Here is a 12,779-nt window from a genome sequence, read left to right as displayed (position 1 = left end):
TTGCCAAAAATTAAACCTGATGGGAGCTATCGTAGCCATTGTAGGGAGACCCAATGTTGGGAAATCCACTTTTTTTAACCGACTCATTCAACGCCGTGAGGCGATTGTCGATGCCGTAAGCGGTGTCACGCGCGACCGTCATTATGGAAAAAGTGACTGGAATGGCAAGGAGTTTTCGTTGATCGATACCGGAGGTTATGTGTTGGGGAGCGACGATGTTTTCGAAAAAGAAATCGACAAACAGGTAGAATTGGCCATTGATGAGGCCGATGCCATCATTTTTATGGTGGATGTCGAGTCCGGGGTGACCGGGATGGATGAAGATGTGGCCAAATTGCTTCGCCGGGTGGATAAACCGACCTTCTTGGCAGTCAACAAAGTGGATAATACCCAACGGATGGCCGATGCCGTGGAGTTTTATGCCTTGGGATTGGGCGATTATTATACCATTTCCAGTATCAACGGGAGCGGAACGGGTGAACTCTTGGACGCCCTTGTGGAAGTCTTGCCCGACGAGAAGGAAGAGGAAAGTGAATTGCCGCGCTTTGCCGTGGTGGGACGCCCCAATGCCGGGAAATCATCCTTTATTAATGCCTTGATAGGTGAGGATAGGTATATTGTGACCGATATTGCGGGGACGACCCGGGATAGTATCGATACCAAATACAACCGTTTTGGATTTGAATTCAATTTGGTGGATACTGCCGGTATCCGAAGAAAATCCAAGGTAAAGGAAGATTTGGAGTTTTATTCGGTGATGCGTTCCGTAAGGGCCATTGAATATTGCGACGTCTGTATTTTGATGATGGATGCCACCCGAGGTTTTGACGGACAGGTGCAGAACATTTTTTGGTTGGCGCAGCGCAACAATAAAGGAATCGTGATTTTGGTGAACAAATGGGATTTGGTGGAAAAGGAGACCAACTCCGTAAAGGAATATACCAAGGCGATACATGAGGTGATTTCTCCTTTTGAAGATGTACCGATCCTGTTTATTTCCGTGCTGAACAAGCAGCGTATCTACAAAGCCATTGAAACCGCCGTAGAGGTGTATAAAAACCGTTCCAAAAAAATACCAACACGGAAGTTAAATGATATTATGCTTCCCATTATTGAAAAAACACCACCTCCGGCCACCAAAGGGAAGTATGTAAAGATCAAGTTCTGTACACAGCTACCGACCCCTTACCCGCAATTTGCGTTTTTCTGTAATTTGCCTCAGTACGTAAAGGATCCCTATAAACGGTTTTTGGAGAACAAGATCAGGCAGCAATTTGATTTTACGGGAGTTCCGATCACCATTTTTATGCGGAAGAAGTAATTATTCGCCCGAAGCATACCGTACCTCCACTACTTGCTGTATCCGGTTTCCTTGACCGTCCACGGCAGTCAGGGTATAGATGCCTGGTGCAATGTCCAAAATGAGCTCATGGAAATTTTCCGTTTTACCCAAAAACCTCTCATCCAAATACCAATAAATGATGGTATTGGATTGTTGATGGGCCAGTTTTAGGATGACTTCCCTGTTTTTCTCGCCCAAATCCTTTGGGATCAGCACAGCTTCGTTGTTCTTGGGATAAATGAATTCCATCAAATTGTTTTCCAAAGCAGCGCAACCCTCCAAATAAGGCGGCAATGGTTTGTAGTTGGGGTTGGAGGCAGCATAATAGTATTCCAAAATGGGCGGGAGCACCAACCAATTTTTGGCAACCATATCTTCCAAGGGATAACATTCCGAGTTCACCCTAAACCGTTCGGTGGCATCCAAAAACACTTGCTGATGATAGGGGCAGGGACCGCTTCGCGTTCCGTGGGTGGGTACCCATTCCTTTTTGATGTCATCACAGTACACCGAGGCCCGAAATCCACTCTGCTCACATACGTCCAGCTCCACAAGGTCGTCAAAAGGCTCTTGGAACCAACCGCTCTGAGGCAGGGCATCCAATACATCAAACAGTAGCGGGGCAGCTGCGGTGATCCCTGTAAGTCCGGGTCTGCCCTCACCATCGGCATTGCCTGCCCAGACTCCTATCGCATATCGTGGCGTAACCCCAACGGCCCAGGCATCCTTAAAACCAAAACTGGTCCCGGTTTTCCACGCAATCGGTTGGGAAGAATCAAAAAACTGCCAATTTTCATCACCTTCAGGTCGGTTCACCTCGTACATGGACTGAAATGTGCTGTAAATGGAGCCAGCGCCAAAAACCAAAGGGTCAAATTGCTCTTTTCCAAAATCCTTCGTCTCATCGTGAATATAGGTAGCCTCATTAAATTCCTGACTTCTATAAGTGCTGGAATGGGTCGAAAAGTAGTTCAGACTCGAAGCGAGGGAAGCGTAGGTGGAGGTCACTTCCCAAAGGGAACTTTCTGCTCCACCGAGAATCAAGGATAGTCCATAATGCGAGGAAGGCTTATCCAGCGATTCCATGTTCATTTTGTGAAGTTTGTTATAGAATTTCTCTAGGCCATATTCCCGCAGCAAACGAACAGCAGGAACGTTCAGCGAACGGGAAAGTGCCTTGCTGGCCGGTACCGCTCCTGTATAGGTCAGGTTGAAGTTTTGGGGATTGTACCCATTGATTACGGTAGGCACATCTTCCACCAATGTGTGGGGCAATAATTGTCCTTCATCCAAAAGGGAAGCGAACAAAAAGGGCTTCAACGTGCTGCCTGTACTTCTTTTTTTGGTAACGATGTCCACATAATTGGCGTGTGTTTCGTCCGAAGGGGAATTACCCACATAGCCGAGTACTTTTCGGGTCTCCACATCCAGCACCAAAATGGCCAAGTTGTGTATCTCGTTGCTTTTGAGCTGTTGGTAATGCCGTTCCGCCAAAAGATTCAGCCGTTGCTGCAAAGGCCTCAATACCGAAGTGTTTACAAGCTCCCCGGGATGTTCATTTCGGATACGCTCGGTGAGATGGGGCGCTACATCGGGCAAGGGCATGGGCTCTTGGGGCAATGGTTCGGCAATGGCCAAATCATAGGTTGTTTCGTCAATGACCCCCTTCTCCCGAAGTTTTTTCAATAATCGATTTCGCTTGTCCGAAAAAGCCTTTTCGTTTCTTCCGGGGAAAATTAATGCAGGTGCGTTGGGCAAAACCGCCAAGGCAGCAGATTGGCCCCAACTCAATTCATGGGCTGGAATCCCAAAATAGCGCCAGGCCGCGGTCTCCAATCCCACCACATTGCCGCCATAGGGCGTGTGGGAGGCGTACAGTTTCAAAATGTCTTCTTTGGAGTGACGAAGCTCCAAGCGTGTGGCCATAAACACCTCAATGAGTTTTTCCCAGTACGTCCGGCTTTGGTTTTTTCGGCTGAGACGGATCACTTGCTGGGTGATGGTACTGCCGCCCCTTCGGGTTTCTTTGGTGAGATTATGGCCAACGGCCTTAAGGATGGAAATAGGATTGAATCCGGGATGTTGGTAGAAATACTCGTCCTCAAATAATAGGATGCTCTTTTCGAAGCGTTCGGGAACCGAGTCCATGGGAGGAAACCGCCACTGGCCATCGGCTGCGATTCGCGCTCCGATGAGGGCACCGTCCGAACTGTTCACCACAGTAGAGGTGGGGTCTTTGAACAGATTCTTGGGCAGGCAAAACAACCATAAGACCAAAATGATGAAAAACACAACAATTTTGACCTTATGGTCGATGAACAGTTTTTTTACTGACGATAAAAACTCACTCATTCAACCTTACTGAACTATGTTCACCCATTGCCCTTTGTTACGGGCCTGGTAGTTGTCGTCGTACATGGCTTCTGCCTGCGCACCCGGCAAATAATAGGTGCCCAAGAAGGATGCGTTCAATTGGATGGTAAAGGTTTTTGATTTTTTTGCCTCCAAACCAAAATACAAATGGGTCCGGTCGTCCCGAGTATCCACATAATCCGCTTTGGATGCATTTTCATTGTCCCCGCTTACAAAAGAGGTATCTACGATTTCCCATCCGCTGGGCACGATATGGGTCAGGGCCACATTATCGATATAATCATCCGAACTGTTGAAAATGGTCACTTTGGCCTCAAACTCCGTTCCCTGTCGCAACTCATCCACATTTAGGGAATTACCGAGCGGGTCCACGTAATTCACGGATAGCCTCAGGTTTTGCTCTTGTGCTAATTCCTCACCAACGGGAAGCTTTCCTTTCTGGGTCAGGGTGGCATATACCGTATTGCCTAGATGGTTCTTAATTTGGATATCTTCCTTGAACGAGGTGATGGCTATTTTTCGCTGGGCTATGGCTCTATCCGTTTTCACCTTGATTTCCTTACCGTTGTTGGTAAAACTGAGGTCAATCGATTTTCCACCGTTTTCCATCACCATTTTGGACAGGGCCAATAGCGCAAAGGCTGTTTCTTGGGTGCTGTACCATTGCTGTGATGACAGGTTTTTGGCCAAAGAAACCGCCAAATCCCGTTGTTGCGGGTCGCCCAAAATAACCATGGTTTCCAAGGCCATGGCCCGGTTTCGGAATACGGAACCATAGGTTCTGTAATTGTAATTGTTGGGTTTAAAATCAATATTGGATTTCTGCGCAATGGCTTGGGCCACTTCTTTTTTACCGACCAAGGCATAGGCTGCGGCCAATCGCCATTTGGCCTCGTTGCTGAGGTTTGCGGTTTCCCGTAAACGGTTCATGGCGGCCAATTCGGGCTGTTGTGCCAAGGCCAAGGTATACAATCGGTATGCTTGCGACACATCGTCGTTGTAATAGGTACTTTGGTTGCTCCATTGACGTGCGGCGGATTTTTGGTAACGCAACCAATTGCTCAAAAAGGTCAGAGGGAGCTGGTAGCCCACTTTTTTGGCTTCCAACATAAAATGACCTGCATAGGAAGTGCCCCAATCATCGGCATTCCCATACCCGGGCCAATAACTCAATCCGCCATTTGGCATCTGGAAATCGCCCAAACGGTCGATGGCAGCCTTTATGTTCTTCTCAACTTCCTTCTTTTTATCAAAAGTGATGTCCAACACATTGCCCAAAAACAATTGTGGGAAGGCTGCGGAGGTGGTCTGTTCCACACATCCGTGGGGATAACGGAGCAGATAATCCATCCGTTTTGAAAAATCCATGGGCGGAAGCGTTGAGAATTCGATGAACGCTTCATTGGTACCCGACGTGCCAAAGGTCTCCATGGAAATCAGCTGTGAACCATTGGGCTCCAATGTGTATAGTTCACTTTTGGTAGTGACGGGGTTCGGGTTTTCCACATCGATTTCGGTCTCGCTGGTTGCGCGTTCCCCGGCTCCCGTAGCTGTAACTTTTATAGTTTGGAAGGATGAAGCGGGTCTGACTTTAAAATCAAAATTGACGATTTGCTCTCCCACCGCATTAAAAGTGATGTTTTTTGAAGTTCCGTTGATGGCTTCCAATGCTTTTCCTGCATCGATATTGACCGTTACGTTTTTGACTTTGGGTTCCATGGCAAAAACGGTGACGGGTATGGTCACGGTTTCGCCTGGGGACAATTTTCTTGGAATGGAGGTCAATACCATCAAAGGTTTACGCACGGGCACGGTTTTTTCCGCATTCCCGTAAGCGCTTTGTACATTTCCAGCGACTACCATGGTCCGTACCGAACCCACGTAGTTGGGCATTTCGATGGTATGCGAGGCTTTTTCTCCAGCTTTTAGGCTAAAGGGGCCTAGGTAGGTGACCACAGGTTTAAAACGCTGTGCCTTTCTGTTTTTGGCTCCGGCACCGATACCGCCCCCGCCAATGGCGTAAATGTTGTCCACACTAACGGAGTAGGCGCCCATCACATCATCAAAAATGTCAAAGGTTTTTACCCCTAAGGCTTGTCGGGCGTAGAACGAACTGTGAATATCTGGAGTGGTAAAGCGGGTCAGGTCCAAAAGACCTTCATCCACTACGGCCAATGAGTAGGTCATCCCCTTTTTGTTGGCTTCGGAAACCGTGACTTTATAGGATGACTCAGGTTCCAGTACTTCGGGCATACTGATTTCGGGTTTCAAAATGGTCGCCGGGTTTTCCACCAATAGCGGTACGACCCCGTAGAGGCGTATGGGCAAATCGTTTTTGGCCTGACTGTGCGGCTGCAACAGCGAAATGTTCACATACGCATTGGGCGCCATTTCTGCCGTGATGGGAATGGACGCCTTGGTTTCTTTGGCCGATGTTTCTATCCATTGCTGGGAAAGGACCTCGGTTCCGTTTTCGATGCTGAGCAAGGCACGCCCTCCCTTATCTGATGGGAAAGTTACCGTAGCTTCCTCTCCCAAGCTGTATTTTTCCTTATCGGTAGCGAATATCAGAATTTTGGAACTCTCGGCATCGGCCGATGCAGGTCTGCTCCACCAGTTGCGATAAAAATAGGCGGTGCGTCCCGTTGCATGTCCAGAGGCTTCATCGATGACCCGAATCAAGAAACGACCTCCTTCTTCATCCGGTACATTAATGTTAAAGTTGGCCTTTCCGTTGCTTCCCGTAGTTAGGTCCATTTCCTTAAAGGGACGATGGACGGTCGCATTTTCATATCGGGATAAGTTGTCGTAACCGCGGTTCCACCACCAGCGCCATTCAATTTTGAAAACCTGTACTTTCAACCTTCGATTGGCAGCTGGATTTCCTTGGGCATCCACCGAAACCACATCAAAAGTATTGTTGTCGTCGGTTAAAAAGGAGCCATACTGTTTGGCTTTTGGGGAACGCAGGCCAACAAAATGGGAAAATGGGGCGAGGTTCTTGGAAAATACGTCGATGGAAAAATCACCGCCGCCTTCAAAAACCTTAGTGGTAAAAGTGGCTTGCAGCATTCCCGGCGCATTCCCGTTGATATCGATTTTTTTGTTGATGTCCAACTCACCATTGGCATCCAATGTGGAAGAAATCCATTGCAGTTCCGTTTCGTAAAAGTTCCGGGCAGGGTCTTGGAACTCATAATCCCTAAACTTTGGAAATGCAGTTGCAGTTTGTTTAATGGTAGCGTTGATGTCAATTTTAAGGTTACGGGCAGGTGCACCGTGCAGCCATTTGACGCTTGCTTTTCCGCGATTGAAGGCATTGGCCTCCAAAACTTCGTCCGCAAAGGAGAAATCAACCTTTAATCGATTGGGTTTTACGGTGGCCACCTTCAGGGTCTTACTGAATTGCGCACCGCCCACAATCACTTTGGCCGACCAGTTTCCTGTGGGTGCCGTTGCCTCTGTTGCAATGGGGAAGTAGTAGAAATTCTTTTCCTTTTTGGCAAATAAGCCATCATCAACCGCAATACTTCCTTCTTTGAGCACATTGCGCTGCACGAGTTTGCCCCTCGCGTCCGTGACTTCTAAAGTTACCGGATGCCCTTTGGGCAGTGGATTGGCATTATCGTCCAAAACGAAGGTCAAATGGATAACATCACCGGGCCGATGCACTCCTCGTTCGGTGTACAGATAACCTTGCAAGCCTTTTTGCAGCTGTTCCCCAGCCACGTCAAATTTACTTAGGGATAGGGCATTACCGTCCGAAAGTTTAGCGTAGGCGAAATTATTGTTCTTTTCGGCCACCGCAAAGGCAATGCTTTTATCGCTATCGTAAACAGAAAGTCCGGAAGCATCCGTGGTGGTTTCACCAACCAATTGTTGTTGGTAATTGTACAGTTTTATGTTGGCTTCGGCAACGGGTTGGGTGGTGAGCAAGTTGGTCACTGCAAAATGATGGGAACGGTTGTTGCCCTTTTTTACAATGAGGCCCAAATCACTTCCCAACAGATTGGTGCCCACTACACGGTCATAATTATAATAGGCGGAATGGCAGGGATTATCCCTTTCCTCCCAGTTGTAATCGTAGTTCCGGTAGGTGTAGATTTGATTGTTCCAATACAGTTCCTCCAAATCGGCTTCCTCGGCACTTTGTTCCAAGGAATAGTCGGCAACCGATTCTTCCATTTCAGACGATGCTCCACAATCGTAGGTAGTATGTTCCTTTTTAAAACTGAATTCCACCCGGTACAACGACCCTGGATGAATCTGTATCAATTCGGACAAATCCAATCCATGGGCCTGCCAGTAGCTTGAATTTTCGGCGCCCTCCTCGGTCAATGGAATGACCTTATAGGCGACCCTTCGGCCCACTGGCCTAAAATCGGGATTGTAATTTTCGGTAAGATTATAGGTTTGAAGGTATTGGAGCATATTGTTCTCGTAGACCTGTATCACCCGGACCTCGACGGCAGATAGGTTGACGGTTTCAAAATAAATGGGTGTTGAGGCTGCATTGGGCAAAATGGTTCCTTTGGAAATCAATCGAACGGCTGGTTTCAACTGTTCAAAAGAGACCAACTCAGAAAAATCGTTTTTTAAGGTAAACCCGTATTCGCTCTTGATACCCTGAAAAACATTGATGCGAACCTCGCCCAAAATCCTATTGGATGGGTATACGTTCAATACGTTTCCGTTGATTTCGTAGCGCAAGCTTTCTGCATTTTCCACGGTAACCAAACCGTTGAGGTTTTGGTTCTGTTGTAAGGGCTCTGAAAAATTCAGGGTCAATACCGCATTGGGTGCGGAGGTGGTTTTGGCATCAATGATCACAAATTTGTTCTTTCCCGGAATGGGATAGGTTTCCGAGCCTTCGTTGTCAATATCATAGGCTTTTCCGTTCCAGCTGATGTTGAGTTCGCTATCCTCCGTTTTTCGGGAGATACTGTCAATTTTGAAGCTAAAATATTGGGCGTTTTCCGTGCTGTTGTCCCAATTTACGGGCAAGGTTTTGTCACCTTGCTTTACCGTCAGCACCGAGCTTATTTTGGAAGCATCCAGCATATCCGAAGCGTCCAAGGTTCCGGTAAGGTACTGCCAATCCTTGCTGTAGGATTGTAGGTTACCCAAATTGATTCTAAAGTTCGGGGCAATGGTCTTAAAACTGAAGGTATAGGTTTTAAAGGCACTTTCGATATTTTCAAACAGCTTGTGCAACTTAAGCTCGACCGTGTATTCCGTATTTGGTTTTAGATATTCCGCAGGTTGGAAAATAAGTTCCCGTCCGTTTTCGATCACTAGATGTCCATCCACCTTTGGTGAAATGGCCAGATATTCCTTGGGAAGCTCTTGGGTAAGTTCAAACTGTTCCAAGGGTTGAGCCAGAGCAATCCGGATAGGAGTGGCTATACTTTGATTACCATTGGTGTGGTAGCTGATGTAATCCTTGAATTTGAAGAGATTATCGGTATCTGACGGACCGTTCTTTTTTTTACAGGCGGCTGCAAAAACGAGCAGCACAAGAAGTAGCGATTTACAGGATTTGGACATGATCAAATGGAATAGTGTTTACTAAAAAAATATAACTGAAAGCAAGATAGTTAAAATTGAGTTTTGGGAGTAGGTGAATTGACGAATGCCCTGTTTGGATTGATCAATGGTTATTTATGGGATATGACTTATGGGTGGAAAACATTTTTTGTGCGGATTTTCTGAAAGTTTCGTTAAAGGGGAGAGGGTTCTATTTTCAAAATAATATTTTGGTCCTGCCTAAACCGAAACTATAAACATTCTTTTTTTGAAAATACGTTACACTAACCTCGTTTTTATCCCCCTATTTTTTTGTGTTACCTCACTTTTTGGCCAAGACTTTTTGGTCAAGGGTAAAATTGTAGACGCTACTTCAGGTGCTCCCATTGAGGCGGCCACCATTTATGCGGAAACAGTAAGGGACAGTAGTTTGATCACATACACCATAACCAATGCCGAAGGTATTTTTGCATTGGAAGGCAGAACCGCTTATAAGAAAGTAAGGGTAGCCTTTTCTTCCAATGGGTATGCTTCACAATCCAAGGAAATTGAACTGAAACCACTTTTGGAAATGGGTTCCATCAAGCTGGAAGAGCAAGTCCAAGAGTTACAGGGTATTGATGTTATTGGCGAACGGGTGCCGATAACCATCAAAAGGGATACGCTGGAGTTCAATGCGGATTCGTTCAAAACCCGACCCGATGCCACCGTGGAGGATGTCCTAAAAAAGTTGCCGGGCGTGGAAGTGGATAGCGATGGAACCATTACCGTAAATGGCAAAGAGGTCAATCAAGTGTTGGTAAACGGACAGGTATTTTTTAGCACGGACCCAAAGGTGGCCACCAAAACCTTGACCAAGGACATCATCAGTAAAATTCAGATCACCGATACCAAGACCAAGGAGCAAGAGTTTATTGGGGAGGAGGGCGATGGAGAGAACAAGACCATCAATCTTACCTTAAAAGAGGACAAAAACAAGGGGTATATAGGCCGATTGTCCGGAGGATATGGAACCGATGAGCGCTACCAGGCCAATGGTCTGGTCAATTACTTTAACGATACCCAACGTATCAGCGTTTTGGGAAGTAGCAATAACATCAACAATCCAGGTTTTTCTTTTGATGAAGTCTACGAAATGGTAGGGAATAGAGGAGGAGGCGGTATTTCTGTTAATCGAAATGGCGGTTTTCAAATAGGGAATTTATCCTTTGGTTTTGGTGAGGGGATTGTCACCTCCTCAACTTTGGGGGGTAGCTATGCCGATCAAGAAAAAGGAAAGTACCGGATTGATGGCAACTATTTTTTCTCGTATAGCGATTCGTTCAATGATGAGATGATTGCTAGGGAAAATATTTTGCCCGAAGGCAGTTTCTTTACCGATACGGAAACCAGTTTTGTGGGCAATACCAATTCCAACCAAGGTTCTGCCAATTTGGAGTTTGATGTGGACAAAACGACAAGGATTACCATTCAACCCAATTTGAGCATAAACAATACCAATTCCACCAATTCGGAAAGGACTGTTTCCACTGATGAGGACGGCAATCTGATAAATAGTAACAACGCCTTGGAAACCAGTGATGGATTTAGCCGAAACTTCAGCAACCGTGTTGAGCTTATGAAGAAATTGGATACCCTCGGTAGCTATGTAAGGGTGTTTTTTAATAACAACAACCGAGTGGACGATTCTGAATCCTTTATCAACTCCCAAAGAAGCATATTTGGTGATAACCCAAGCGAGCAAGAGCTGGATCAACAGACCTTGACCAATAATGCTTCTGATAGCTATGAGCTGGGCGCAGGTTACCGACACGCTTTGGACAAAGACTTCTATTTTGATTTTAGGTACAGTCATGAGGACCGAGATCAGAAAAACGAACGATTGGTGTCCAATTTCGATGAAGTGAGTGGCGATTACGTCTTCAATGCCCAATTGAGCTCTGACTTTAATTTCAACGTGAACCGACATTCTCCTGAAATACGATTTGGGTCAAATGGTAAAAAGATCAGGTTTAATGTTAGGGCCCGTTTGGAGCAGATTGGGTTGAACAATGAAGATTTCATTCAGTCTTCCACCTTTTCCAGAGATTATAGTAAAGTATTGCTTGGATCATACTTTAATTACAATATGGGCAACAAACGTATGAGCATAAGCTACAATTCAAGGCTCAATTTACCTTCGGTAACCCAGTTGCAACCTGTTCCCAATATTACCAATCCACTTAATATTATTGAAGGGAACCCTAATTTAAATCCAGAAGTGAACCACAGTGTGTATTTAAACTTCAACGATTACAATTGGAGGGAAAGAACAGGTTTCTTCGCCTACTCCGGGGTCAATTTTGAACAGGACAAGGTAGTTTCCATCACCACCACGGATGAAGACTTTATCCGAAACACCACCTTTGAGAACGTGGACGGCAACTATAACGGTTGGATGGGAGTGAACTATTCCAAACAAATAAAAAAGGACAGCACCTACAGTTTTAAATATACCATAAGGCCCTATATGAATCTCAGCAAACAAGTGGGTTTTACCAATGGAAGAAGATTAGAGGCGAAGCGCCTTAACTTCAATCCAAGGGTTGGGTTGTTGTTCAATTACAAAGAGATGTTGGAAATAGAGCCCGAGTATGAATTGGGAATAAATTCCACCCGATACAATTTGGATAATGTGGAGGACATCGATTTTACCACGCACAACCTTTCCGTAAAAGTAACTTCGTATTGGCCCAAAAACGTGGTTTTTGGGAATGATATTACCTACACCTACAATGGCAACTTAGGTGCTGGATTTGACAAGGACGCCCTATTTTGGAATATGAGCTTGGGGGTTCAATTGTTTAAGAAGACGGCTACCTTAAAAGTGCTCGCTTTTGATTTGCTCAATCAAAATATCAATACCCGCAGAACAACGGGGCAGGATTTTATCCAGGATTTTCAAGGGACCGTTCTCAGACGCTACTTTATGGGCAGCTTGACCATCAAGTTTGACTCTTTCGGAGGCAAGGGTGCCCCGAACAAAAGAGGGAGTAGGTTCAGTTTTTAGTCCGAACTCGGAATATAGATGGAGACAAATGCAGGAAGTATAGGAGGTTCCACCAAATCATGTGAGTAAATGTTTGTGGTAAAGCTTTCCATAATGGTATATGGACCACAACATTCACTATCGTCAGAATAGCTGGTTTCAAAATTGATGGTAAAAGAAGTATCATCAATTAAGGATATGGCAAAGGATTTTTCACCAAAGGAATCCGTGGATACTGGAATGGCCATGAAGGTATTGCTGCCACTGAATTCTTGAATCGTAAAAGAAACTGTACCGCCTTTTTCGTTGAAAACTTCAATTACATCGGTGTCGATGGTCCCATTGGCCAATAAATCGTCATCATTGCCGGGATTTAAAAACCGCAGATACAAGGTGTCTTCGGGAGCTACGCAATTCACCACGGAGCAATCTATCGAATCATTGTCCGATTTACAGGAAAACACCATCATCGAGATGCACCATAGGAAAAGAAATTTTTTGGACATGGAA

5 protein-coding genes are annotated in these 12,779 nt (G+C 45.8%); 2 read left to right on the top strand and 3 right to left on the bottom strand.

Annotated elements, in window-relative coordinates; genetic code table 11:
* Nucleotides 1-19: 19 nt before the first annotated feature.
* Nucleotides 20-1,321 (top strand): ribosome biogenesis GTPase Der, encoded by a 1,302-nt coding sequence (der, locus tag GGE08_RS14870; protein WP_179385676.1) that lies wholly within the window; start codon nt 20-22, stop codon nt 1,319-1,321.
* On the opposite strand, the gene pbpC is transcribed toward der, so the two are convergent.
* Both pbpC and GGE08_RS14860 read right to left on the bottom strand, forming a co-directional pair.
* Nucleotides 1,322-3,694, bottom strand: coding sequence for a penicillin-binding protein 1C (pbpC, locus tag GGE08_RS14865; RefSeq protein ID WP_179385675.1), 2,373 nt, complete (start codon nt 3,692-3,694; stop codon nt 1,322-1,324). It abuts the gene before it with no gap.
* Between the two features lie 6 nt (nt 3,695-3,700).
* Entirely contained in the window at nt 3,701-9,262 is a 5,562-nt protein-coding gene (locus GGE08_RS14860; RefSeq protein ID WP_179385674.1) for an alpha-2-macroglobulin, read from the bottom strand.
* Nucleotides 9,263-9,509: 247 nt separating this feature from the next.
* On the opposite strand from GGE08_RS14860, the gene GGE08_RS14855 reads away from it, so the two are divergent.
* Nucleotides 9,510-12,290, top strand: a complete 2,781-nt coding sequence (locus tag GGE08_RS14855; RefSeq protein ID WP_218847557.1) for an outer membrane beta-barrel protein — start codon at nt 9,510-9,512, stop codon at nt 12,288-12,290.
* Here the strand turns inward: GGE08_RS14855 and GGE08_RS14850 are convergent.
* Nucleotides 12,287-12,775 (bottom strand): hypothetical protein, encoded by a 489-nt coding sequence (locus GGE08_RS14850; RefSeq protein ID WP_179385673.1) that lies wholly within the window; start codon nt 12,773-12,775, stop codon nt 12,287-12,289. The two genes, GGE08_RS14855 and GGE08_RS14850, sit on opposite strands and share 4 nt — an antisense overlap.
* Nucleotides 12,776-12,779 lie beyond the last annotated feature (4 nt).

The organism is Allomuricauda sp. ARW1Y1 (assembly GCF_013407935.1).
Taxonomy (GTDB): domain Bacteria; phylum Bacteroidota; class Bacteroidia; order Flavobacteriales; family Flavobacteriaceae; genus Flagellimonas.
This window is presented reverse-complemented; position numbering and strand designations above follow the sequence as displayed.

Coding starts and splice junctions, on each gene's coding strand:
- GGE08_RS14860 (WP_179385674.1), bottom strand. CDS start 9,262: ATGTCCAAATCCTGTAAATCGCTACTTCTTGTGCTGCTCGTTTTTGCA.
- pbpC (WP_179385675.1), bottom strand. CDS start 3,694: ATGAGTGAGTTTTTATCGTCAGTAAAAAAACTGTTCATCGACCATAAG.
- GGE08_RS14850 (WP_179385673.1), bottom strand. CDS start 12,775: ATGTCCAAAAAATTTCTTTTCCTATGGTGCATCTCGATGATGGTGTTT.
- der (WP_179385676.1), top strand. CDS start 20: ATGGGAGCTATCGTAGCCATTGTAGGGAGACCCAATGTTGGGAAATCC.